At 62.1% G+C, this 24,811-nt stretch carries 23 protein-coding genes; 13 read left to right on the plus strand and 10 right to left on the minus strand.

Going from position 1 to position 24,811, the window contains the following annotated elements; genetic code table 11:
• The first annotated feature begins 39 nt into the window (after positions 1-39).
• The 5 genes from HHA01_RS07660 (at position 40) to HHA01_RS07680 (ending at position 7,606) form a co-directional block, all read left to right on the plus strand.
• Positions 40-1,860: an extracellular solute-binding protein gene (locus tag HHA01_RS07660; protein WP_141319370.1), complete on the plus strand. Its 1,821-nt coding sequence runs from the start codon at positions 40-42 to the stop codon at positions 1,858-1,860.
• A 24-nt stretch (positions 1,861-1,884) separates the two neighbouring features.
• Positions 1,885-2,958 (plus strand): microcin C ABC transporter permease YejB, encoded by a 1,074-nt coding sequence (locus HHA01_RS07665; RefSeq protein WP_141319372.1) that lies wholly within the window; start codon positions 1,885-1,887, stop codon positions 2,956-2,958.
• A 2-nt stretch (positions 2,959-2,960) separates the two neighbouring features.
• A complete protein-coding gene (locus HHA01_RS07670; RefSeq protein WP_141319374.1) occupies positions 2,961-4,043 on the plus strand; it encodes an ABC transporter permease in 1,083 nt (360 codons plus the stop codon).
• The gene (locus tag HHA01_RS07675; protein ID WP_141319376.1) at positions 4,036-5,628 is read left to right on the plus strand and encodes an ABC transporter ATP-binding protein; all 1,593 of its coding nucleotides are present in this window, start codon (positions 4,036-4,038) and stop codon (positions 5,626-5,628) included. The genes HHA01_RS07670 and HHA01_RS07675 overlap by 8 nt, the downstream gene beginning before the upstream one ends.
• A gap of 316 nt (positions 5,629-5,944) precedes the next feature.
• On the plus strand, positions 5,945-7,606 hold the full coding sequence (locus HHA01_RS07680) for a GGDEF domain-containing protein (RefSeq protein ID WP_246053845.1): 1,662 nt from the start codon (positions 5,945-5,947) through the stop codon (positions 7,604-7,606).
• Here HHA01_RS07680 and HHA01_RS07685 read toward each other — a convergent pair.
• Both HHA01_RS07685 and HHA01_RS07690 read right to left on the minus strand, forming a co-directional pair.
• Positions 7,603-8,304 carry a pseudouridine synthase gene (locus HHA01_RS07685; RefSeq protein ID WP_141319380.1) on the minus strand — a complete coding sequence of 234 codons (702 nt, stop codon included), beginning with the start codon at positions 8,302-8,304 and terminating at the stop codon, positions 7,603-7,605. The genes HHA01_RS07680 and HHA01_RS07685 overlap by 4 nt on opposite strands.
• The gene (locus tag HHA01_RS07690; RefSeq protein WP_141319382.1) at positions 8,295-9,119 is read right to left on the minus strand and encodes an amidohydrolase; all 825 of its coding nucleotides are present in this window, start codon (positions 9,117-9,119) and stop codon (positions 8,295-8,297) included. The genes HHA01_RS07685 and HHA01_RS07690 overlap by 10 nt, the downstream gene beginning before the upstream one ends.
• Before the next feature lie 121 nt (positions 9,120-9,240).
• On the opposite strand from HHA01_RS07690, the gene rarD reads away from it, so the two are divergent.
• The 3 genes from rarD to HHA01_RS07705 all read left to right on the plus strand — a co-directional run bounded on the left by rarD (position 9,241) and on the right by HHA01_RS07705 (position 12,125).
• On the plus strand, positions 9,241-10,140 hold the full coding sequence (rarD, locus tag HHA01_RS07695) for an EamA family transporter RarD (RefSeq protein ID WP_141319384.1): 900 nt from the start codon (positions 9,241-9,243) through the stop codon (positions 10,138-10,140).
• Positions 10,141-10,241: 101 nt separating this feature from the next.
• The gene (locus HHA01_RS07700; RefSeq protein WP_141319386.1) at positions 10,242-11,513 is read left to right on the plus strand and encodes an ATP-binding protein; all 1,272 of its coding nucleotides are present in this window, start codon (positions 10,242-10,244) and stop codon (positions 11,511-11,513) included.
• A gap of 66 nt (positions 11,514-11,579) precedes the next feature.
• Entirely contained in the window at positions 11,580-12,125 is a 546-nt protein-coding gene (locus HHA01_RS07705; protein ID WP_141319388.1) for a response regulator transcription factor, read from the plus strand.
• Positions 12,126-12,135: 10 nt separating this feature from the next.
• Here HHA01_RS07705 and HHA01_RS07710 read toward each other — a convergent pair whose 3' ends face one another.
• Complete coding sequence (locus HHA01_RS07710) at positions 12,136-12,714, minus strand: hypoxanthine-guanine phosphoribosyltransferase (protein WP_141319390.1); 579 nt, start codon at positions 12,712-12,714, stop codon at positions 12,136-12,138.
• Between the two features lie 32 nt (positions 12,715-12,746).
• Positions 12,747-13,760, minus strand: coding sequence for a beta-N-acetylhexosaminidase (gene nagZ, locus HHA01_RS07715; protein ID WP_141319392.1), 1,014 nt, complete (start codon positions 13,758-13,760; stop codon positions 12,747-12,749).
• Between the two features lie 143 nt (positions 13,761-13,903).
• On the opposite strand from nagZ, the gene HHA01_RS07720 reads away from it, so the two are divergent.
• From HHA01_RS07720 to HHA01_RS07735, 4 genes are read left to right on the plus strand one after another with little or no spacing between them, the layout of a single operon-like run.
• The gene (locus HHA01_RS07720; protein ID WP_141319394.1) at positions 13,904-14,755 is read left to right on the plus strand and encodes a prepilin peptidase; all 852 of its coding nucleotides are present in this window, start codon (positions 13,904-13,906) and stop codon (positions 14,753-14,755) included.
• Positions 14,743-15,381: a dephospho-CoA kinase gene (gene coaE / locus HHA01_RS07725; RefSeq protein ID WP_141319396.1), complete on the plus strand. Its 639-nt coding sequence runs from the start codon at positions 14,743-14,745 to the stop codon at positions 15,379-15,381. The genes HHA01_RS07720 and coaE overlap by 13 nt, the downstream gene beginning before the upstream one ends.
• A gap of 47 nt (positions 15,382-15,428) precedes the next feature.
• On the plus strand, positions 15,429-15,662 hold the full coding sequence (yacG, locus tag HHA01_RS07730) for a DNA gyrase inhibitor YacG (protein ID WP_141319398.1): 234 nt from the start codon (positions 15,429-15,431) through the stop codon (positions 15,660-15,662).
• Positions 15,663-15,667: 5 nt separating this feature from the next.
• Positions 15,668-16,543 (plus strand): DNA replication terminus site-binding protein, encoded by an 876-nt coding sequence (locus HHA01_RS07735; RefSeq protein WP_141319400.1) that lies wholly within the window; start codon positions 15,668-15,670, stop codon positions 16,541-16,543.
• A gap of 24 nt (positions 16,544-16,567) precedes the next feature.
• On the opposite strand, the gene HHA01_RS07740 is transcribed toward HHA01_RS07735, so the two are convergent.
• Complete coding sequence (locus HHA01_RS07740) at positions 16,568-16,855, minus strand: hypothetical protein (RefSeq protein WP_141319402.1); 288 nt, start codon at positions 16,853-16,855, stop codon at positions 16,568-16,570.
• 282 nt (positions 16,856-17,137) lie between these two features.
• On the opposite strand from HHA01_RS07740, the gene HHA01_RS07745 reads away from it, so the two are divergent.
• Positions 17,138-18,013, plus strand: coding sequence for a helix-turn-helix transcriptional regulator (locus tag HHA01_RS07745; RefSeq protein WP_170214851.1), 876 nt, complete (start codon positions 17,138-17,140; stop codon positions 18,011-18,013).
• Positions 18,014-18,138: 125 nt separating this feature from the next.
• Here HHA01_RS07745 and HHA01_RS07750 read toward each other — a convergent pair whose 3' ends face one another.
• From HHA01_RS07750 to pheA, 5 genes are all read right to left on the minus strand, one after another.
• The gene (locus HHA01_RS07750) at positions 18,139-18,528 is read right to left on the minus strand and encodes a histone-like nucleoid-structuring protein, MvaT/MvaU family (RefSeq protein WP_141319406.1); all 390 of its coding nucleotides are present in this window, start codon (positions 18,526-18,528) and stop codon (positions 18,139-18,141) included.
• A 324-nt stretch (positions 18,529-18,852) separates the two neighbouring features.
• Entirely contained in the window at positions 18,853-20,535 is a 1,683-nt protein-coding gene (gene rpsA, locus HHA01_RS07755) for a 30S ribosomal protein S1 (protein ID WP_141319408.1), read from the minus strand.
• A gap of 177 nt (positions 20,536-20,712) precedes the next feature.
• Positions 20,713-21,402 carry a (d)CMP kinase gene (cmk, locus tag HHA01_RS07760; protein WP_141319410.1) on the minus strand — a complete coding sequence of 230 codons (690 nt, stop codon included), beginning with the start codon at positions 21,400-21,402 and terminating at the stop codon, positions 20,713-20,715.
• Complete coding sequence (locus tag HHA01_RS07765; protein WP_141319412.1) at positions 21,399-23,657, minus strand: bifunctional prephenate dehydrogenase/3-phosphoshikimate 1-carboxyvinyltransferase; 2,259 nt, start codon at positions 23,655-23,657, stop codon at positions 21,399-21,401. Before HHA01_RS07765 ends, cmk begins: the two co-directional genes overlap by 4 nt.
• A gap of 2 nt (positions 23,658-23,659) precedes the next feature.
• A complete protein-coding gene (gene pheA, locus HHA01_RS07770) occupies positions 23,660-24,751 on the minus strand; it encodes a prephenate dehydratase (protein WP_141319414.1) in 1,092 nt (363 codons plus the stop codon).
• Between the last annotated feature and the right edge of the window lie 60 nt (positions 24,752-24,811).

The raw sequence follows: 24,811 nt of genomic DNA on the forward strand, positions 1-24,811 counted from the left end.
TCGTCTTCGCGCCAGCTTGATCCCGGAAAGGACCATCTCATGATTCGACTGCTCCTGCCGATGCTCATGGCCATGGCCAGCGGGGCCGCCATGGCGGCCGAACCAGCCGATGTCCCGACACGACACGCCCTGGCGCTATTCGGTGACCCCGCCCTCGACGAAGGTTTCCAGCATTTTCCCCACGCCAACCCCGATGCCCCCGTCGGAGGCAGCCTGAGCCGTGCCGCCAACGGCAGCAGCTTCAATTCGACCAACCCCTATATCATCCAGGGAACGCCGGCCGCCGGACTCAGCCATACTTACGATACCCTGCTGACCCAGAACCCTGACGAGCCTTTTACCATGTACGGCCTGCTGGCCTCGGGCATTCGACTGGACCCGAACCGCCAATGGGTCGAGTTCGACCTTCATCCGAAGGCACATTTCCATGACGGCACGCCAGTGACAGCTGAAGATGTCGTTTTCAGCTTCAATACCCTGGTCGAGCAGGGTCGCCCCTTCTATGGTGCCTATTATGCGGGTGTCGAGGACGTATACGTGGCGGATGAAGATACCGTGCATTTCGACCTCGCCGACAGCGAATCCCGTGAGCTTCCCTTGATTCTGGGCCAGATGCCGGTGCTCCCGGCCCACTACTGGCAAGACCGAGACTTCACCGACCCCACACGCGACGCCTTGCTTGGCTCGGGCCCGTATCGCATCGTCAGCGTCGACCCAGGCCGTCGCATCGTCTACGAGCGAGTGGAGGATTACTGGGGTAAGGATCTACCGGTCAACCGGGGGCGCCATAACATTGGCCGCTTGATCTATGACTATTATCGGGACGCTTCCGTGGCCATGGAGGCCTTCAAGGCGGGCAACCTGGACCTTCGCATCGGCGCCACGGCCAGCAACTGGGCCACCGGCTACGACTTTCCTGCCGCCAACCAGGGCTTCGTAAAACGCCTCGAGATTCCGGATGGTCAGCCGGCCGGCATGCAGGCCTATGTAATGAACCTGCGTCGGGACAAGTTTCAAAACATTCAGCTTCGCGAGGCTCTGAACCTGGCCTTCAACTTCGAGTGGCTAAACAAGAACCTCTTCTACGGGGCCTACGAACGCACCCACAGCTATTTCGCCAATTCCCAGATGGCAGCCGCAGGGCTTCCCAGCGACGACGAGCTGGCATTGCTCGAGCCCCACCGTGATGCCCTGCCCGAACGGGTCTTCGATACGCCCCTGCCCATGGAGCGACCGCAGGATCCACGCGCACGACTCAAACTGGCCCATGAAAAACTCACCACCGCAGGCTACCGCTACCAGGACGGACAACTGCTCAAGCCGGGTGGCGAGCCCCTGCACATCGAGGTGCTGCTGTACGACACTCGCTTCGAGAGGGTCGTGCAACCGCTGCTGCAGAACCTCGAACGTCTGGGCATCCAGGGCAATATCCGCGTGGTTGATGTCAACCAGTACCTGAATCGACTGCGCAACTTCGATTTCGATATCATCGTTGGCAGCTTTCCCCAATCGGCCAGTCCCGGCAATGAACAGCGCGAGTACTGGGGCAGTAATTACGCTGATGTACCGCGCAGTCGCAACCTCATTGGCCTGCAAAGCCCTGTCATCGACGATCTGGTCGAAAAACTGGTTGCCGCCGACACCCGCAGCGAACTGGATACTGCTGCCCGTGCCCTGGATCGCGTACTGCGTTGGGGCTTCTATGTAATACCCCAATGGCATCTTCCCGCCACTCGACTGGCTTTCTGGGATAAACTGGCCTGGAAGGAGCCCTTTCCGCAGTATAGCCTGGACCTCGACGCCTGGTGGATCGACCCGCAACGTGCACGCGAGGTCGAGGCCCGCCAGAGCGGCGGCTGATACGCCCCTGCTGGAGGAGTTGCCGTGGCCGCCTATACGCTGCGCCGCCTGTTGCTGATGATTCCCACACTGCTGGGGATCCTGCTGCTCAATTTCATCATCGTGCAGGCCGCTCCCGGCGGTCCCATCGATCAAATGCTGGCCCGCTTCGAGGGACTGTCGTCGCAATCCAGCACGCGTCTCGAGAGTGGTGGTGGCGAGGTCATGCAAGGCGACGAATCGCGCTCCAGCCGCGGCATACCGGACCGGCTCGTCCAGCGTCTGGAACAACAGTTCGGTTTCGATCAGCCGGCACCGCAACGCTTCCTCGACATGCTGATCGACTACGCCACTTTCGATCTCGGCGAGAGTTTCTTTCGCGGCAAGGCCGTCACGACGCTGATCCTCGAACGCCTTCCGGTGTCGATCTCATTGGGGCTATGGACCACCCTGCTGGTCTACCTGATATCGATCCCCCTGGGGATCCGCAAGGCATTGGGACATGGCTCGCGTTTCGATGTCTGGACTTCGGGCATTGTCATCGTCGGCTACGCCATCCCCGGCTTTCTGTTTGCCATCCTGTTGATCGTGCTCTTCGCGGGCGGCAGCTACTGGGATATCTTTCCGCTACGTGGCCTGACATCACCGGACTTCGAAGAACTCTCCACACTGGGCAAGGTGAAGGACTATTTCTGGCATATCAGCTTGCCGGTTCTGGCCTCGGCGATCGGCAGCTTCGCCACCCTGACGATGCTGACCAAGAACAGCTTCCTGGACGAAATTCACAAGCAATACGTACTGACGGCCCGCGCCAAGGGTGCGAGTGACCGCCGCGTGCTGTACGGTCATGTGTTCCGCAATGCCATGCTGATCATCATCGCCGGGCTACCCTCGGCCCTGATCGGCATCTTCTTTACCGGCGCCCTCTTGATCGAGGTCATCTTCTCGCTCAACGGCCTGGGCCTGCTCGGCTTCGAGGCCGTCATGCAACGCGACTATCCCGTGATCTTCGGCACCCTATATCTGTATACCCTGATCGGGCTGGTGCTGAAGCTGATCTCCGACCTGACCTATGTGTGGGTGGATCCACGCATCGACTTCGAAACGCGGGAATCCTGATCATGCTGGATGTCATGCGCTCGCGCCTGTCCCCCATCAGCCGGCGTCGACTGGCGGTTTTTCACCACAACCGCCGGGCTCGGGTATCGCTCTGGGTCTTTCTGGCCCTGTTCGTGATCAGCCTGGGCGCCGAGCTGGTCGCCAACGACAAGCCCCTGCTCATGCAGTACCAGGGCGACTGGTATGTCCCGCTAGTGGTCGACTATCCCGACACCGAGTTCGGCGGCTTCCTGCCCACACCGGCGGATTACCGCGATCCCCATACACGGAATACCATTGAGGCCGAGGGCTGGATGCTGTGGCCGCCGGTTCCCTACTCCTATAACACCCTGGACATGGGTCTCGAACACCCCGCCCCCTCTCCCCCTAGCGCCGAACACTGGCTGGGTACGGATGATCAGGGGCGCGACGTACTGGCCCGCGTCATCTATGGTTTTCGTCTCTCGGTAGTCTTTGCCCTGATCCTGACCATCGGCTCCCTGGTGCTGGGCGTATTGATCGGCGGCGTACAGGGGTATTTCGGTGGCAAGGTCGACCTGATCGGCCAGCGTCTCACCGAAATCTGGTCGGGGCTTCCTGTCCTATTCCTGCTCATCATCCTGGCCAGCATGGTCGAACCCAACCTCTGGTGGCTGTTGGGTATCATGTTGCTGTTTTCCTGGCTGGGACTGGTCGATGTGGTGCGCGCCGAATTCCTGCGCGCCCGCAACCTGGAGTACGTGCGCGCCGCTCGCGCCATGGGCCTGCCATCACACCTGATCATGTGGCGCCATGTCCTGCCCAATGCCATGGTTGCCACCCTGACCTTCATCCCCTTTCTGTTCACCGGCGGCATCACCACGCTGACCGCCCTGGACTTTCTCGGCTTCGGCCTGCCACCCGGCTCGCCCTCCCTGGGCGAACTCGTGGCCCAGGGCAAGAACAACCTCCAGGCACCCTGGCTGGGCATTGTCGCCTTCATGACACTGTCGATCATGCTGTCGCTGCTGGTCTTCATCGGCGAGGGGCTACGTGACGCCTTCGATCCGCGCCACATTCAACATGCCGGCGGCCAGGCCGGCACGAGGACCCCGGACGATGACTGAACAGCCACTTTTCCAGCTCGACCAGCTGCATATCGCCTTCGACGGCACCGCCGTCGTCGAGGACCTGTCGCTGGAAGTCCATCATGGCGAGACGCTGGCACTGGTCGGCGAATCCGGTTCCGGGAAGTCCGTCTCGGCCCTGGGTGCCATGGGGCTCCTGCCCGCCAACGCCGCCATTCGCGGCTCCCGCCGACTCGCCGGGCAGCAACTGGAGGGCCTGACACAGCGCGACTGGCAACGCATTCGCGGTTCACGGGTCGGGTTCATCTTTCAGGAACCGATGACCTCGCTCAATCCGCTGCACAATATCGGCAAGCAGATCGGCGAGGTACTGCGGCTACACCAGGGACTCACCGGACAATCGGCTCGCAAGCGCGCCCGGGAGCTGCTCGAACGGGTACAACTGCCCAGAGCGGCCGAACTGCTCGACACCTGGCCGCATCAGCTATCGGGCGGGCAGCGCCAGCGGGTGATGATCGCCATGGCCATCGCCAACCATCCCCGCCTGTTGATCGCCGACGAACCCACGACGGCACTGGATGTCACGGTACAGCAGGAAATCCTGTCGCTGCTCGCCGAACTGCGCGACGAGCAGGGCATGGGGATGCTGTTCATCACCCATGACCTCAACCTGGTGCGTCACCATGCCGACCGGGTCTGCGTCATGCATCAGGGCCGCATGCAGGAAAGCGGCGAGGTCCGTGACGTCTTCACCCAACCCCGGAGCGACTATACACGAGCCCTGCTGGATGCCGAGCCGAGCGGCCGACCGGCACCGGTAGCGAGTTCCCGCTTGCTCCTGCAGGCCACAGGGCTCAGCGTCGACTTCCAGCGCCCCAAGAAGCTGTTCCAACGGCGCCCTCCACCTTTCGCAGCGCTCCAACCGCTGGATCTACAGGTATCCCCCGGGGAAACCCTGGGCATTGTCGGCGAGTCCGGATCAGGCAAGAGCACCCTCGCCCAGGCCTTGTTGCGCCTGGTTCCCTCGCAGGGGGAAATCGACTTCGATGGCGTCCGCCTCGACCAACTGGGCCAGCGCGACATGCGTCGTCAGCGGCGACGCTTCCAGGTCGTCTTCCAGGATCCTTTCGGCTCTCTCTCGCCCCGCATGCCGGTCGCCGACATCATCAGCGAAGGCTTGCGGTTTCATCATCCCGAACTGAGCCCGGCGACGGTGTCACAGCGCGTCGCCGCGACCCTCCAGGAAGTCGGCCTGCCCGAGGGCTGTGCCGCCCGCTATCCGCATGAATTCTCCGGCGGCCAGCGCCAGCGAATCGCCGTCGCCCGGGCCATCATCATGGAACCCGAGCTGATCGTTCTCGACGAGCCGACATCGGCTCTGGACCGTAGCGTACAAGCCCAGCTGGTCACGCTGTTGCGTGAACTGCAGCGCAAGCGTGGCATCAGTTATCTGTTCATCAGTCACGACCTGGCGGTCGTACGTGCCATGGCGCATCGCTTGCTGGTACTCAAGGATGGGGTCGTGGTCGAGCACGGCTACTGCCGCGATGTTCTGGAGAGCCCGGCCAGCGACTACACCAGTGCCCTGGTGAACGCCGCCGGGCTCACCGCCTCATCCGAGTGATGATGGTTCCGAATGGGGCTTGATTCCTGGAGGGACCGGCGTACCATCCTGCACCTTCCCCGGCACATGATGAAGCCAACGTAGCGCATAGTAGAGTTGCGATGACAAGATAACGGTATAAACTAATAACAAGCTCATAAAGAAAGCACTAAAACGTTAAAACGGTACAAACTGCCCCGAAGGCTGCCCTGCCTATACTGGCTCCCAGAGTCACGCAGGGACATTCCATAAAATGAACCGCTCAACCGGGGTGCTGGGGCAGTGCATACTGTTCTGGAGTCTTGTCATATTCACGCTTTCACCACAAGCGTCTGACATGTCGCTTTCTGAAGGCTGGCAGTTTCGTTGGGGGGATTCCCCTGTCTCGGCAGATGGCAGCCCGGCCTGGGCGCAAGGTAAGGATCCGGCAGGTTGGCAGGCCATCAACTTTCCCTCCAACCCGCCGGGCCGCGACGGCAAGCGCCATGCCTGGTTCAAGACGACATTGCCGTCAGGGGGCAGCTGGCGCGACCCTGTGCTGTATATCTACAGTGTCAACCTCCTGCTGGAGGCCTACCTGGAGGGGCAACGCCACTACCGATTCGGCGAATTCGGCGCAGATGGCCAGGGCCGTTTCGCCGGCTGGCCATGGCACATGATCGAGCTACCTCCCGACTTTGCCGGCCAGCCGATGTATTTTCGCGTCTATTCCGACTATACCGACATCGGCCTGTGGGGCGAGATCAAGATCATGGAACGCGCCGAGCTGTTCGGCTATGTGTTGCGTCATTCGGCGATCGACCTCGGCATCAGCATGATCTGCCTGCTCCTCGCCCTGCTGACGGGCGTATTTACCACCATCCAGCCCGGCAAACGCCACCAGCTGGCCCCCATTGCCCTGTTTTCTCTGGCGTCGGGCAGCATGATCCTGGCCGAGACGCAAGCCAGTCAGTTACTGATCGACGCCCCTCTGATGTGGAATTATCTGGCCGCCGGTGGTTATTTCCTGCTGCCCGTGGCCCTGGGGTTACTCGTAGAGCAGTGGTACCGGGATACCCGCCTACGACTCATTCGCCGCATCTGGCAGTTGCACCTGGCGTATTGGGTGATCGCCCTGGGTGCTGCCTCGCTGGGTTGGGTCAGTCTGGCCATTACCTACCCGATTTTCGATGGCTTGTTGCTGATCAGCATGGTACTGATGGCAGTCATCATCCTGCCACGACTGAAGACACTCGACGTTGAGCAGAAAGCCATTCTGGCCACGCATGCCGTCTTCAGCCTGCTGCTGATAGCGGACATGGCCGTTGCCCACGGTCTGTTGCCCTGGGCTCGCGTGCCCATCAGCGCCGGAGCGCTGGTGTTCTCTTTCGTGATCGTGGCGATCTCGCTGTTCGAGTACAAGCGAACTCAACAGGAATTCAAGGCCCTGAACCTGCGACTGGAGCAGGAGGTGGCGCAGCGAACCGAGGAACTGCAGACACTGATTCAAAGACTCGAGGTCTTTTCCTACACGGATCCCCTGACCGGCCTCTACAACCGTCGCCATTTTACCGACATACTCGAGAAAGCGTCGGCACAGGCCATACGCCACCAGTCCCCGCTGACACTGGTCATGATCGACATCGATCACTTCAAGCGCATCAATGATCAGTACGGCCACGAGGCGGGAGACTGCGCGCTGGTCAATATCGCCAGCCAGCTCAAGCAGCACTTCCGCGAAGCCGATGTCATCTGCCGATTGGGCGGCGAGGAGTTTGCTATCCTGCTGTATCACACAGAAGCCGGTGGTGTTCAGCAGCGTACCGACGAGCTACTCGACATCCTGTCCAAGACCCTGCACGTCCATCAGGGAACCACCATGGGACCGATCACCATTTCATGCGGCATCGCTTCCTATCCCCAGCATGTCGATGATCCTCAAGCGCTGCTGGGCCTCGCCGACCAGGCCCTCTACAGCGCCAAGCTGGCCGGGCGCGCAAGGTCCCATGTCTACGCCTAGAAGAGCGCCACTTCCCCGGCATCGAGCTCTCGCCACTCACCGGGTGCCAGCGCATCGTCCAGTGTCAGCTCGCCCACCGACTGGCGGTGCAGTGCCTCTACATGGTTGCCGATGGCGGCGATCATGCGCCGCACCTGGTGATAGCGACCTTCGTGGATGGTCAGTCGGACGCGAAACGGATCCAGGCACTCCAGCTCGGCAGGACGGGTCGCCGATGTCTCGCCCTCCAGCCGTATACCCTCGGCAAAGGCCCGCACGGCACGTTGCGCCGTGGTTCCCTCGAGTGGCCGGGCCAGGGTCGCCACATACACCTTGGCACACTGGTGCCGCGGCGAGGTGACACGATGGGACCATTGTCCATCATCGCTGATCAGCAACAGCCCGGTAGTATCGACATCCAGCCGGCCGACCGGCTGCAAGCGTTCGGACTTGGCGACATCCAGCAGGTCCACCGCCCTCGGATAGAATTCCCGGCGCGACGTGCACTCAACGCCCTGCGGCTTGTGCAGCATGATGTAGCGATTGCCGATCAGCGCCAGCGTTTCACCCAGCCAGGTGACATCATCATTGGGTTGGACATGGCGGGCGGCCTTCTTTTCCAGCTGGCCATTGACGTTGACCTCGCCGCGCAATAACGCCCGCTTGGCCAGGCCACGCGTCAACTCGGTACTCTCGGCCAGAAATCGGTCTAATCGCATGCGTTGCCGACTCCGTCGGTCAGGGTAAAGTGGTCGGCATCCATCCAGGATGGAAACTTGTCTCTAAAGGCCTGTAGTTCCTGCAGGGACAGGCAGGCCGTGTGCACGAAGGGCTCATCGCGGGGCTCGTCCACCAGGGCCTCGCCCTTGGCATCGAGAAGCATGGAATCGCCCGCATAGCCGAGGCCCTTGGCATCCTCGCCGACCCGGTTGACGCCGATCACCGGACACAGGTTCTCGATCGCTCTGGCCTGCAGCAGGATACGCCAGGCGTGACGACGCGGCGCCGGCCAGTTGGCAACGCACAGCAGTGCATCATACTCGAAATGTTCGCCGGGCGTCGGTTGCTGACGCAGCCAGACCGGGAACCTGAGGTCATAGCAGACACTGAGCAGGATCCGGAAGCCCTTGAGCTCGACCACGACACGTTCAGGCCCCATGGCATAACGCTCGTGCTCGCCAGCCATGCGAAACAGATGGCGCTTGTCATAATGGACCAGGCTGCCGTCGGGGCGCGCCCAGATCAGGCGATTGAAGCAGGCGTCCCCGGCACTGACCGCCACACTGCCGGTCACTACGCAGCCGCGCTGCTGCGCCTGATCACGCATCCACGCGACAGTCGCGCTGTGCTCCATGGGTTCAGCCATTTCGCGCGAGTTCATGGTAAAGCCGGTGGCAAACATTTCGGGCAGAACGATCAGGTCGGTCTGCTCGCCACCGAGATCCCCCAGGGTCTGTTCGAGCATCCGGCAGTTGGCATCGGGATCCTCCCAGCGCAGATCGCACTGCACCAGGGTCGTTCGCAATTCACTCATACCAGGCTCCCTGATTGGTTCGGGTATGGTCATAGCCTAACTGAGTCACCCGAAGGGCGCAGCCATGGCATGAAGCCGGTAGTGGCACTATGATGGGACCGACATTCTTAGGAAGCTTAACATGCCAAGGACTCACTCCGTTTCCCCCGATGCCAGCAAGGGGGTCGGCTTCGGCCTCGCCGCCTACCTGATGTGGGGCTGTTTCCCGCTGTTTTTCGCCCTCTTCGAGGGCATTCCCGCCTATGAGGTGCTCATCCATCGCGTGCTGTGGTCATGTGTCTTTCTCATGGGCCTGGTCACACTGATGCGTCGCTGGTCACCGGTCAGAGCCGCCCTGCGACACCCTCGGCGTCTGGGGCGCGTCCTGGCCTGTGCGATTCTCATCGGTGCCAACTGGGGGCTGTACATCTATGCCGTGGAAACCCGCCAGGTACTGCAGGCCAGCCTGGGCTACTTCCTCACGCCATTGATCAACGTCCTGCTGGGCATGCTGGTGCTGCGGGAACGCATGCAGCCCCTGCAGGGTGTCGCCGTGGCACTGGCCGGTGTGGCCATCGCCATCCAGCTGATGATGCTCGGGGAAGTGCCCTGGATCAGCCTGGCCCTGGCCTTTTCTTTTGGCACCTATGGTCTGCTGCGCAAGCAGGTGCCGCTGGATGGCCTGTCCGGCCTTTTGGTCGAGACACTGTTGCTCATGCCCCTCGGACTCCTGGCGCTGGCATGGCTCAGTGAGCTCGGCATGTCGCACTTCCTCGCCGACCACCGCAGCACCCTGTTGCTGATCGCCAGTGGCGTGATCACCGCCCTGCCCTTGCTGGCCTTTGCCGGCGCGGCACGTCGTCTGCGACTCGCCACCCTGGGCTTTCTCATGTACCTGAACCCAAGCATTCAATTCCTGATCGCCCTGTTGGTGTTCAACGAGCCGCTGACACCGGCGCAGCTGTCGACATTCATGCTGATCTGGTGTGGATTGGCACTCTACTCATGGACGGCCTGGCAGAATCGGCCACAGGAGTCCTGACGTGGTCAGGAATGCCGGGGCGACTGAGCGCGCGCCGGCTGAGATACCGATTCGCCGGTCGAGCGGTTACCATCATGGCCTGACCTGATCGCGGAGCCGACATGCAAGCCCCACTGCCACTACCGCTATCGACCCCCAACCGCAACCTGGTGCGCTTGACCATCGTGCGCGGCATTACCTGGACGGGGTTTCTCATCGGCGTCGTCATCGGTATCGCGGTGCTCGACTTCGCCCTGGACATTCCTGCCGTGATTGCCGTGATGACCGGCATGAGCCTGATCAATATCACCACCTGGTGGCGCCTCGGGCGCCCCTGGACGGTCACTCACGGCGAGTACCTGACCCACCTGCTGGCCGACATGGCCGGGTTGACGCTACTGTTCTATCTGATCGGCGGCTCCACCAACCCCTTCATCGGCTACTACCTGGTGCCGGTCACCATTGCCGCCGCCACCCTGCCCTGGCGCCATGCCTGGATGGTGGCATCGGCCGGTATGGCCGGCTACAGCTTCCTGATGTTCTTCTATCACCCAGTACCACAACTGGGCATCCCGCATGCCGAAACCGGACTGAACCTGCACACCCTCGGCATGTGGCTCAACTTCGCCTTGTCCGCAGGCCTCGTGACCTTCTTCATCTACAAGATGGCGCATGCCCTGCGCAATCGGGAGCAGTCCCTGTCCCGCACGCGGGAATCGGCGCTACGCAACGAACAGGTACTGGCCGTGGCCACCCAGGCCGCCGGCACCGCCCATGAGCTGGGGACCCCCTTGTCGACCATGGCCGTGCTGTTGAGCGAGATGCGCGAGGATGCCGGCGACGACCCACAATTGAACCGGGACATCGAGCTGCTGCGTGAACAGGTGGATACCTGCAAGTCGCGCCTGCGACATCTGGTCGACAATGCCGACCGGCGACGCATGGCCGAGGCCGAGGTGCGTAATGCCAGGGAATGGCTGGAAAGCGTGATCCAACGCTGGCTGGTACTACGCCCCGATGTGACCTATCGGCTGAGCATCGCCGAGCGACGCGGCCAGCCACGCATCGCCGTCGACACGACCCTGGAGCAGGCCTTGACCAACCTGCTCAACAACGCGGCCGATGCCAACCCCGACGATATCGTTATCCAGCTGGACTGGAACCCGGACGAAGTGATCATCGATATTCGAGACCATGGCCCTGGCGTGGCACTCGACATCGCCGATCAACTGGGCGAGACCTTCGTGTCGACCAAGAGCAAGGGGCTCGGCATCGGCCTCTTCCTGACCCATGCCACGATCAACCGCTTCGGCGGCGGCGTGAGCCTGTATAATCACCCGGAAGGCGGAACCCTGACCGAGGTCAGCCTGCCGCGCAGTGACACCACTGTCTAGGCGTCTAGGCGCCGACGAACCCCGGCGGCAACAAACCGGCAAGCCAAGCGAGAGGATCACCACACCATGCAACAGACGGCAAGCGCACGACGTCTGCTCATCGTCGATGACGACGAGATGTTCTGTCAGGTCATGCATCGCGCCATGTCGCGACGCGGCTTCGAGGTGTTAGTCGCTCGCGATGGCGAAGAGGCCATGAACCTGGCGCGCCAATATCAGCCGGAGCAGGCAACACTCGACCTGAAGCTGGAACACGAGTCGGGGCTCAAGCTGCTGCCGGAAATGCTGGCCCTGATCCCTGGATGCCGCATCATCGTGCTGACCGGGTACTCGAGCATCGCCACCGCCGTCGAGGCCATCAAGCTGGGGGCGGTCAATTACCTGTGCAAGCCGGTCGATGCCGATGAGGTGCTCACCGCGTTATCCCGCGAGCAGGGCGACCCGGCCGCCGAAGTGGCCGAGACGCCCCCCTCCATCAATCGGCTGACCTGGGAGCATATCCAGAAGGTGTTGCAGGAACACGACGGCAACATCTCGGCAACCGCACGGGCACTGGGCATGCATCGACGCACTCTGCAACGCAAGCTGCAGAAGCGCCCGGTCAGACACTAGATGCTGTCGCCTACATGTCACTGGGCGCAAAGATGCCCGGGGCGTTACGCCAGTAACCCTTGTAGTCCATGCCGAAGCCGAACACATAACGATCGGCGACTTCCAGGCCGCAATAGTCGGCCTTGAGTCCTGCCACCGCCTTGCGATCATGCTGCTTGTCGACCAGCACCGCCGTGGAGATGCTCTCTGCTCCGGCTTGTCGGCAGTAATCGAGGATCGCCGCCAGGGTCGAGCCTTCATCCAGGATGTCATCGACGATGACCACATGGCGTCCCGCCATCGGCACTTCCGGTGACACCCGCCAGAACAGCTCGCCACCACGGGTTCCCCCTCGGTAGCGCGTGGCGTGGAGGTAGTCGACTTCCAGTGGAAAGCCCAGGCGAGTCAGCAGGTGGCCGGTGGTGATCAGGCCGCCATTCATCACGCAGTAGAATACCGGCAGCCGATCGCCCAGGTCACGGTTCAGCGCGTCGGCCATGCGGTCCAGCGCACGTTCGACCTCCGACTGGGAAATCAGGCAGTCGGCGCTGTCCATGACGGCTTGCATATCGGCAAGGGATGGAAGGGTATCGGGATCGAGTTTGGACATCGAAAGCTCGTAATATTCAGTAGCAGGAGGTGTCAGTCGGCGGCCATGGCCTCAAGACGCGCATGGAGACGTCGCCAGCGGGGCAAGGCGCCCAGGGCATCCAGATCCGGACGGGCTCGACCATAGCGCAGCTTGCCGGTGCGCCGCGATGTCTGCCCCTGGCAGGCCGCCAGGACCTGGAGAGCGGCCTGGCGATCATTGCACACCAGCAGCGTATCGCAGCCGGCGTCGAGAGCCTGACGCGCCCGCTCGGCGGGCTCACCGGCGGAGCGGGCACCGCCCATGCTCAGATCATCGGAAAAGATGGTGCCCTTGAAGCCCAGCGACTCGCGGAGCATTCCCAGCCAGGCCGGCGAGAAGCCGGCCGGGCGGTGATCGAAATCAGGGTAGACGACATGGGCCGGCATCATGCCATCCAGGCGCCCCGCCAGGTCGCGAAACGGAATCAGGTCGTGGGCTCTCAAGCGCTCCAGGGAGCGCGCATCTTCGGGCAGTTCGAGATGAGAGTCGGCGGCCACGCCACCATGCCCCGGAAAATGCTTGCCGACCGCCGACATCCCGGCTTCGTGCAGGCCGGAGACAAAGGCGCCGGCCAGTGCGCTGACCACGTCGGGATCGCCACTGAAGCTGCGATCACCGATGACCGAGGAGAGGCCGCTGTCGACATCGAGCACGGGGGCAAAGCTGATGTCCAGGCCGCAACTCGCCATCTCCATGCCCAGCAGCCAGCCGGTGTCATGACACAGGCGCTGAGCGACTTCGGGAGCCACCGCATGTTCGTGTCCCAGGCGCGCCATCGAGGGAAGGCGGGTTACCCCCTGGCGCAGGCGCTGCACGCGGCCGCCCTCCTGATCGATGGCCAGCAAGAGGTCGGGACGCACCTGGCGAATCGAGCGGCATAGTTCGCGCACCTGGAGAGCATCCTCGACATTGCGGCCAAACAGGATGACACCGCCGACCGCCGGGTGACCAAGCATCTCCTGTTCTTCCTGGAGCAGCCGAGGGCCTTCCAGATCCAGCATCACTGGTCCAAGTGTCTGGGTCATGGTCGCTTCCTGACGAAATAAAGGCCAGATTCTAGACCATCCCAGTGCGTGGTGACAGCCCGTGACGTCCAGATCGGCATGGCGGGCGGACAGCAGGCGACTGACCCCGTACAATGCGATGCATGCCAAGCAAGGAGTTTTTGATGCACAGTGCCCTGCCCCCCTGGCTGCTCTGGCCGGTGGCCTTGCTGCTAGGCTTGAGCCTCGGCAGTTTCCTCAACGTGGTCATCACGCGTCTGCCCGTGATGCTGATGCGCCAATGGCGCAGTGAAGCGCGCGAGGCGTTGTCCCTCGAGCCGGAGTCACCGCAACGCTTCAATCTCATGCATCCGGGGTCGATGTGTCCACAGTGCGAGTCGCCCATCGCCTGGCGGCACAAGCTGCCGTTGATCGGCTGGCTGATGCTGCGTGGCCGCTGCGCCGACTGTCAGGCACGGATCAGTCCCCAGTATCCGCTGGTGGAACTCGCCGGCGGGCTCTTCACCCTGGCCGTTTTGATCCTGCATGGTGTGAGCTGGGAAGCCCTCTTCCTGTTCGGAGCCTGCCTCACCCTGCTGGCACTGGCGGTGATCGATATCCGGCTGCAGTTGCTGCCGGATATCCTGACACTACCGCTGCTCTGGGCCGGCCTCCTCCATCACTGGCTGCTGGCACCATGGGCCCTGTCGGATGCCGTGCTCGGCGCCATGCTCGGCTATCTGGTACTCTGGACATTTCACGGAATCTTCCGCCTGGTTACCGGCAAGCACGGCATGGGCCATGGCGATTTCAAGCTGATGGCCGCCCTGGGTGCCTGGCTGGGCTGGTCGTATCTTCCCCTTCTGCTGCTGGTAGCGGCGGTATGTGGCACCCTCTATGGGCTGGTCGTGCAGGCCCGGGATCCGCAACAACGTGGCCAGGCCATTCCCTTCGGCCCCTGGCTGGCAATGGCTGGCTGGCTAATGCTGCTGGCCGGTGAACCCTTGATGGCGTGGTACCTCCAATGGCTGATCTGACACCTCGTTCTCCTGTCATCGGCGTGACCGGCGGCATCGCCTCGGGCAAGTCAACCGTCGCTCAGGCCTTCTCGCGACTCGGCGTGCCCTGGGTGGACGCCGACGATGTGGCCAGGGACATCATGGCGCCAGGGGAACCTACCCTGGCCGAAATCCGTCAACGCTATGGCCCACGCCTGATCCTCGAGGACGGCTGTCTCGACCGTCGTGCCTTGCGCGAAATCGTCTTCGCCGATGCCGACGAGCGTCACTGGCTGCAATCCATCACGCATCCACGCATTCGGGCCAGACTCAGCGAATGGCTGAAAGCCTTCGACAAGCGGGAGGCGCCCTATGCCCTGCTGATCTCGCCCTTGTTGTTCGAGTCCGGGCAGGATGCGCTGGTCGATCGCTGCCTGGTCATCGATGTACCGGAGTCTGTACAGGTCGAACGCACGGCCAGGCGCGACGATGTCGACGAAGCACAGGCGCGCGCCATTGTGGAGGCCCAGATGTCCCGCGAAGAGCGACTCGCTCGTGCCGATGATATCCTGCGTAATGATGGCAGCCCGGACGACCTCAACGCCGAGGTTCGGCGGCTCGACCAGGCGTATCGGAACATGCCGGGACTGCCCCGCCGTAGCTGATGCGCCACGCTATTTCGCCATTCACCCGACATCGCGACGAGACCCTCATGTCCGACACATCGACCAACCGCCCTCTGGAAGTCGCCTGCCCGCAGTGCCGCAGCAAGGTTGTCTGGACGGAAGCGAATCCCTATCGTCCCTTCTGCAGCAAGCGTTGCCGATTGCTGGACCTCGGCGCCTGGGCAGAAGAGTCCCACCGCATCGCCGGCGAGCCCGCCATGGATGAAGCGGACCTCGACGCCATGCTGGCCCGCGCCGATCGTGATGCACCTGAGTCGTGACCACGATGATGCAAGCGCCGGAATACCGGCTACTCGCCGAACTCGAAGCCGCCTTCGATCAACTGGTCGAACGAACCCATTGCCTCGTCGATGCATGGCAGCAATCCGGCGCCGCCGCCTGGTCGTTCGACACACCACACGCCGATGCCGACTGGCTGAAGCGCGCCCTGCTCGACTACTGGTATGAAGATGGTCAGGACGGCCGCAGCACACGGCGCTATGTCGGCATCGTTGCCGCCAGTGACGACGTCATGGTGCGACTGCAGGAGGTCAATGCGGCCAAGCGTCAACTGGGCCACCTGATAGCCGAGATACGGCGTGAGGTACCTGGCTTGATCCCCGAGATCAAGGCGGTCCTGCCCTTCCGCCAGCCTGCCCTGCATGAACATCTGAGCGGTGCCGGCCTGGCTCGCCTGCACCTCAAGCAATGCTGGCGCGCCATCCCCGCAGCCGACGCCGAGGTCACACGCGTGCGCCTGGCCTGGTACAGCAGTGGCCGCTCTATCAAGCGGATCAGTGTGTACGATGCTCAGCGCATGCTGCTGGAACTCGATACCGAGGCTCCACATGTTCGCCTGCAACTCGAGAAACTGGGTGGACTGCCCGACAGCGAGCCCCTGGCGCAGGTGCAACAACAGGCGGCCCTGATGCGAGCCAACCTGTTCTTCAAGGAGCCCCTGGCGGATGGGCATGATCGCAAGGCCATGAATATCGCCCTGCCGTTGTTCATTCCCAGCTCCAGCGGACAGCTGCCGGACATCAATCAGCCGCCGGCTACTCCCCCCGTGCAACGCACCCGCGCCAGGCGCAGCGACGCACGCCTGGAGGATACCGCCTTGCTGCCCAGTATCAGAGTGTATCGCTACCACGACACGCGATGACGACCACGGGTCGCCGGACGGGCCTCACGAAATCCTGCCAAGCGACTTCATGGTGACCAGGAGGTCGCTGACACTGTCGGCCGGCAAGGCGTACTCCTGCATCAGGCTCTCCAGTTGTCGCTTGAAAGCCGCCTCGCGGTCTTGCTCACCCACCTGTTTACCGGGCTGGGCCGAAGCCTGATCGGATGGCCGAGACGGACTCTCGAGCTGCTCGAGATCGCGCAAGGCTTCGGCGAACGCATCGTCAAGCTCACGAAACTTGCGCAACTTGTCGCGTTCATCATGGGGTTCTCGTGAATTCTGGTATTTCATTCGCTAATAACTGGCTCCAGGTCTAGCCTTGAAGTGAAGTAAAATAGTCTGGAACAGGGTCGTCGTGACCCGGCGAGCAGTATACTCTCTACGGCAAACTACAGCATGTCCGCTGCAATGCCCGGCAGCCGAAAACTCGCACATAATGCTCTCAAACGCGCATATTTGGCCAGGCTCCTTGCCTTGCACGCGAATTACCGGCATAAAAGGCCATTATTAATAAGTGCTAATGTACTGTCTTTATATCATGGCACGCATTTACAAGGATCTTTCTCGAATCTTATGGATGATGCAGGCATTACCGCTCACCGATTTCGCGGCTGGTGGCATACCGCCCGGGCCGATACGATCAGCCACGAAATGATGCGGGCGGAAGTATGGTTGCAGGATACCCTGAACAGCTCTGCCGGACTCGACGAGCTGGCACACCGCATCGGTTACTCGCCTTCGCAGATTCGGCGTCGTTTCCGCGATGTTTTCGGCATCTCGCCCGGTGCCTACCGCGACCGACTGCGCATGGCCAAGGCCGCGCGTCTGCTCGTGCAAACCCCGATGAGCGTCAGGGACGTTTCCAGGGAGTGCAGTTACGGTAACCATTCCGCCTTCACGCGTGCCTTTCAGCGACATCACGGGCTCACGCCCCGTCGCTATCGCCGGCAACGGCAGATCGACCTGCAACTTCAACTTCGACAAGCCCAGTGCCATTTCGTTTACCAGACCGACGAAGTTCCCGCCAGTTATGCGCTCTTGACACGACTCTACAACACTCCGCTGGCGCTGGACGAACCCAACGACTGGCAACAGCATCTCGCCACGGCACCCCTGGAACTCGGCGGGCTGGAGCAACATTCACGACTTGCCATTGTGCAGGATCATCAGCGTATTGCTTCACCTGCCAGACTCGACCTGGGAATCCAGACCGAGTCCTCGGCCGCCATGGACCTGGCCCTGCCACCTGCCTTCCGCCTGATATCCTTGCCCAGGCAACGCATTGCCCGTCTGCATCTCGAGACAGTCCGTCAGCTCGGTGACGCCATGTGTTTCATGAGTTGCCGCAGCTTTTCCGGCGAGGGGGAAGTCCTCAAGGGTGAGCCACTCCAGCTGGTACCACGCTCACAGGGGCTCGAGTTGCGCATACCACTTCGCGAGAGCGCCTGAAGGCCGATCATCGCGACGGCTGCACTGTACTACCCGGCAAGCAATGACCCCGTCTCTCGATGAAGACAGGGCCTTGCCGTAGTACTCAACTCATGAGCTTTATGGTCCAAGGAGCGGCTTGAGCCTTACTCTTCGACACGAACCAGCCAGGACTCAACCGTCTCGGCGCCGAACTCGTCCTTCCAGGCCTTGAGTGTTTTCTGGTTGCCGCCGCGGGTTTCGACCACTTCCCCGGTGTTGGGGTTCTTGTAGATCTTCAGCTTGCGCTTGCGGCGACCATTGCTGCCTGCCGAAGTGCCTTTCGAGGCGGGGCTGCTGGCAGCACTGGACTTGGGGTCGAGCAGCTCAATGACATCCGCTGCACTCTTGCCGAACTCGGCCATCAGCGACTGGAGCTTGTCCTTGAATTCCAGCTCCGCCTTGAGGCGCTCATCATTCTCGAGCTTGTCGAGTTCGGCTTGCAGCTGCTTGAGCTGCTCTTCTTTCTGCATGTAATTACTGAGCAGTGAGGACATGTTACGAATCCTAGATGGGTATGGGATGCTACGGGACATGTTGATTTTATCGCGATATGAAGTCGCAAGGCAACTCCGGCTTTAAAGCAACTTCATATTCCAGGTATTAAAGGCAGCCTGATAATTAATAACCTGAAACAAAACAACACAAAAATAAGCAGAAGCTTAATTAAAGCCCGCCTGACTCTTCGTCATAAAGACATAGCGACAAGTTTTGGCAATCGAGACTATTATCAAATATCATCTCAATGCCACCCAAAAGAAAACACCGCCCCGAAGGGCGGTGTTTAGCTTCTTGGCCGAACGGTGCTATCCGCCTGACGTTCAGTCCTGACCCATCTGCTGTTTGATGAGGTCACCGATGGTGGTCGGACCATCGCCTTCGGCGGCACCATCCTGCTCACGCAGCTTGCTCATGTTGCGGCGCGTATCGTCCTGATCCTTGGCCTTGACGGACAGGTTGATCTGACGATTCTTGCGGTCGACACCGACAATGCGTGCTTCCACGCTGTCGCCTTCATTGAGCACGTTGCGCGCATCCTCGACGCGATCGGCACTGATCTCGGAGGCCTTGAGCACGGCGATGACGTCCGTCGCCAGCTCGACGTGAGCTTCCTTGGCGTCAACCTCGACGACACGACCGGACACGATGGAGCCCTTGTCATTGACGGCCAGAAACTCGGCTACCGGGTCGGTGTCCAGCTGCTTGATGCCCAGCGAGATGCGCTCGCGCTCGGGATCGATGGACAGGATGACGGCTTCCGCTTCATCGCCTTTCTTGAAGTTGCGCACGGCTTCTTCGCCGGTGTCTGTCCAGGAGATGTCGGACAGGTGCACCAGGCCATCGATGCCGCCCTCGAGACCGATGAAGATACCGAAGTCGGTGATCGACTTGATGGTACCGGAAACACGGTCGCCCTTGTTGTACTGGGCGTTGAAGGTTTCCCAGGGATTCGCAGTGCACTGCTTGATACCCAGGGAGATACGACGACGCTCTTCGTCGATATCCAGCACCATGACGTCCACATCGTCGCCGACCTGAACGACCTTGGACGGATGGATGTTCTTGTTGGTCCAGTCCATCTCGGAAACGTGGACCAAGCCTTCGACACCCTCTTCCAGCTCGGCAAAGCAGCCATAGTCGGTAAGATTGGTGACGGTCGCGTGCACCTTGGTGCCTTCCGGATAACGTTCCTTGATACGCACCCAAGGATCCTCGCCCAGCTGCTTCAGGCCGAGGGAGACACGATTGCGCTCGCGATCGAACTTCAGCACCTTGACATTGACTTCGTCGCCGACGGAGACGATCTCGCTCGGATGCTTGATGCGCTTCCAGGCCATGTCGGTGATGTGCAACAGGCCATCGACACCACCCAGATCGACGAAGGCGCCGTAATCGGTCAGGTTCTTGACGATACCGATGATCTGCTGACCTTCCTGCAGGGTCGCCAACAGGGCCTCACGCTCGGCGCTGTTTTCCGCTTCGAGCACGGCACGGCGAGACACCACCACGTTGTTGCGCTTCGGGTCGAGCTTGATGACCTTGAAGTCCAGCTCCTTGTGCTCGAGGTGCGTGGTGTCGCGCACCGGGCGCACATCGACGAGGGAACCCGGCAGGAAGGCGCGGATGGAATCCACGTCGACGGTGAAACCGCCCTTGACCTTGCCGTTGATCACGCCTTTGACGATCTCTTCCTTTTCGAAGGCTGCTTCCAGAACCTTCCACGCCTCGGCGCGTTTCGCTTTCTCGCGAGACAGGCGGGTCTCGCCGAAACCGTCCTCGACGGCTTCCAGAGCGACGTGAACCTCGTCGCCAATGGCGATGGTCAGTTCGCCATTCTCGTCGCGGAACTGGGCCGCGGGGATCTGACCTTCGGATTTCAGACCGGCATTGACGGTGACCCAGTCACCTTCGATGTCGACAACAGCAGCCGGGACGATGGCGCCCGGCTCCATGTTGATGTCCTGGAGAGACTGTTCAAACAGTTCAGCAAAGCTTTCGCTCATGATGTTCCTACGTGATCAACGTGAATGCGACCGGAGTCGCTTCCTCCGCACCACCAGCGAGTGCGGGCCATTTCAGACTACCTTCGGGGATGTTGGCGCTGGTTCGACCTGGACGGGCTCACGGAAATCAATGCCCATCCACGTCATCACATCTTGCCGAAGGCGCCGCAAGGGAGCTCAGGCATCCGACGTCAGACCCTCGCGGGCCAGCAGTGCCATCAGCCGTTCCACCACTTCCGGTATCGTCAGGCGGGTGGTGTCCAGAGTAACGGCATCATCGGCCGGCACAAGGGGCGCCACACTGCGCTGCATATCTCGCGCATCGCGTGCCTGAATCTCCTTTAGAAGACTGGATAGATTAGCATCCACCCCCGCCTCTCGCAACTGTCGATGACGTCGCTGGGCGCGTTCCTCGGCCGAAGCCGTTAGAAAGATCTTCAGGGGCGCATCCTGAAAGACCACGGTGCCCATGTCCCGTCCATCGGCGACCAGCCCGGGAGGCTGGCGAAACGTCTGCTGGCGCTGCAGAAGCGCCGTGCGGACTTCGGGGAGCGCGGCCACCCGGGATGCGGCATCACCGACCTGCTCGGTGCGAATGTCACCGCCGACATCCTGGCCCTCGAGCAGGACGCGACCCTCGCCGCCCTCGGCCAGGAAGACGACATCGAGCTCGACCGCTACCCGGGCCAGATCACTCGCGTCGTCCAGCGCCACGCCGTGACGCAACGCCGCCAGTGCCGTCAACCGATACAGGGCGCCGCTGTCGAGCAGATGCCAGCCCAGCCGCTCGGCCACCAGCCGACTGATGGTGCCCTTGCCCGCTCCTCCGGGGCCATCAATGGTCACTACCGCCGCCCGGTCGCTCATGCGCCCTCCTGTTGTTCCTCGATGGTCAGGCCGACCCGCCGGGCCAGCTCGATAAAGCCGGGGAAGGATGTGGCCACGTTGGCGCAATCCCGGACATTGACGGCACCCTCGGCACGCAAGGCGGCCACGGCAAAGGCCATGGCAATCCGGTGATCGCCCAGGCTGTCGACGTCGGCACCGCGATAATTCGGGCCATCCGTGTTGCGACCCATGATATCGATGCCCTCATCATACAGCGTATGTTCGACGCCCAGACGGGCAAAGCCGTCGGCCATGGCCTGCAGGCGATCGGACTCCTTCACGCGCAGCTCACCGGCGTCGCGCAGGCGTGTCACGCCTTCGGCATTGGCCGCGGCGACGAACAGCGCCGGGAATTCATCGATGGCCAGCGGCACCTGGTCGGCGGGAATATCGATGCCGTGCAGCGGTGCATAACGAACGTGCAGATCCGCCACCGGCTCGCCCCCGACCTCGTGCTCATTCTCGAGACGCAGATCGGCTCCCATCCGTTGCAGGATATTGATCACGCCGATCCGCGTCGGGTTGACGCCGACATGTTCCAGCACCAGATCGGCGCCCGGGGTAATGGCGGCCGCCACCAGGAAGAAGGCCGCCGAGGAAATATCCGCAGGCACATCGATGGGCGCCGCCTGCAGCGCTCCGCCACCCTGCAGCCAGCAGGTGTCGCCATGACGCTCCACCCGGTAGCCGAGGCCGCCCAGCATGCGCTCGGTGTGGTCACGAGTCGGCGCCGGCTCGCGCACCCGCGTCTCGCTATCGGCGTAGAGGCCGGCCAGTAGCAGGCAGGACTTGACCTGGGCACTGGCCATCGGCATGTCGTAATCAATGCCCTTCAGCGCCTGGCCGCCACGAATCTTCAACGGCGGCCGGCCACCTTCGGCGGTATCGATGACGGCACCCATCTCGCGTAATGGATCCGCCACCCGGCCCATGGGGCGCCGGGTCAACGAGGTATCACCGGTCAGCTCGGTATCGAATGCCTGTCCCGCCAGAAGACCGGCGAAAAGCCGCATCGCCGTTCCGGCGTTGCCGACATAGAGCGGGCCCGCCGGCACCTGCAGACCATGCAGCCCCACGCCATGGATGGTCACACGCCCCTGATGCGGCCCCTCGATGGCGACCCCCATTTCGCGAAACGCCTGCAGCGTAGCCAGGCTGTCTTCCCCCTCGAGGAAACCGGAGACCTCGGTCACTCCCTCGGCCAGCGCGCCCAGCATGATGGACCGGTGCGATACCGACTTGTCACCGGGCACGCGAATGCGTCCCTGTACAGCGCCACCGGGACCTGCCCGGTAGCACAAGCTTGTAGATTCCTGCATCTGATACTCCGCCTGATAACTGCGCTGATTCAGTAAAGAGTCGAAATAGCGTCGGGCGTGACTGGCCCGATCGAGCGTTGACAGCATGGCATCGGCATCGCCGGCCTCGACGGCATGGCGCAGTCGAGCCAGGCCGGCCTCGAACTCGTCCAGGGCATCGAGCACAGCCGACTGATTGGCCGCAAATATGTCCCGCCACATCACCGGGTCACTGCCGGCGATACGCGTGAAATCACGAAACCCACCCGCCGCGTAGCGAAAGATATCCAGCCGCTCATCCTGGCGCGCCAGGGTGTCCACCAGCGAAAAGGCCAGCAGATGCGGCAGGTGACTGGTCCGGGCCAGCACCGCATCATGGCGATCCACGTCCATTTCGAGGACCTCGGCGCCGACCGTCGCCCACAGGGCGCGCACTCGTCCCACGGCATCGGTAGAGGTCGACGGGGCCGGTGTCAGAATCACCTTGTGGCCCTCGAAGAGGGCCGGATCGACCGCATCCAGACCGCTCTTTTCGGAACCGGCAATGGGGTGACCGAGCACCAGATTGGCCGGCAGGCTGCCGAAGGCCGCGACGGCGGCTTCGCGAATGGTGGCCTTGGTACTTCCGACATCGGTGATGACCAGGTCGGGCGCCGCTCGATGCCGGTCTGTCGCCAGTTCATGCATCACGTCACACATGGCCAGCACCGGCACCGCCAGCACGACCAGGTTGACACCATCGAGCTGCTCCGCCAGGCAGGCACCGCCACCATCGACCAGCCCCATCTCCCGGGCACGCGTCAGCTCGTCGAGATGCGGGTCACAGGCCCGGATCTCGCCAGCCACACCTGCCCGCCGCAGGCCGGCCGCCAGCGAGCTGCCGATCAACCCCAGTCCGACGATCAGAATGCGCGGTTCTCGAGCGACCTGCGACATCGTCACAGCACGCCCATCGGGAAGGACCCGAGTACCTTGACCTCGGCGGCGCGCAACTGGATTTCCTCGAGTACCGCCGCCACGCGGGGCTCAGCGTGGTGCCCCTTGAAGTCGATGAAGAAGACATAGTTCCACACCCCGGTGCGCGACGGCCGCGTCTCAAGTCGTGTCATATCGATCTGGTGACGATGGAAGGGCTCGAGCAGGTCATGCAATGCCCCGGGCTGGTTACGCATGGCCACCACGATGGAGGTCTTGTCGTCGCCGGACATCGGCACGTCCTGATTGCCGATGATCAGGAAGCGCGTGGAGTTGTCCGGGCGGTCCTCGATCTTCTCGGCGACCGGCGTCAGGCCGTAGAGCTTGGCCGCCATGTCACCCGCAATGGCCGCACTGTGCCATTCGGTCTTGACCAGCCTGGCTGCCTCGGCATTCGACGAAACCGGCACACGCTCGGCGTGGGGATAATGCGCGTCCAGCCACTTGCGGCACTGAGCAAACGACTGCGGATGCGAATAGATCCGCGACACCTTGTCGCGCCGGGTATTGTCGGAAACCAGCAGATGATGGTGAATGCGCAGCACGACTTCACCACAGATCCGCATGCCGGAATCCATGAAGGAATCCAGGGTATGGTTGATGACGCCTTCGGTGGAGTTTTCCACCGGCACCACTCCATAGTTGACGGCTCCGGCCTCCACTTCACGAAAGACCTCGTCGATGGCCGCCATCGGCAGGCTGACCGCACTCTCGCCAAAATGCTTGAGCGCCGCCTGCTGCGTGAAGGTGCCTTCCGGCCCCAGATAGGCGACCTTGACGGGCTGCTCGAGTGCCAGGCAGGCCGACATGATTTCGCGAAACAGCCGGGCCATTTCCTCGCTGTCCAGCGGCCCGTCATTGAGCTCCATGATGCGGCGCAACACCTGGGCTTCGCGCTCGGGGCGATAGAACACCGCCTGGGGATCATCCTGCGTCTTGGTCTCGGCGACCTGGCGGGCACAGTCAGCACGCTCGCTGATCAGACGCATGATATCCGTATCCAGCTGGTCGATACGCTGACGCAGCTCGTCGAGATGATGGGGCGTATCAGTCATGGGGTTCCCCTGATTATCAAATTATCAAGCCGCGAGCATCGAGCCACGAGATTCGAAGGG

It is taken from the genome of Halomonas halmophila (assembly GCF_006540005.1).
Taxonomy (GTDB): Bacteria; Pseudomonadota; Gammaproteobacteria; order Pseudomonadales; family Halomonadaceae; genus Halomonas; species Halomonas halmophila.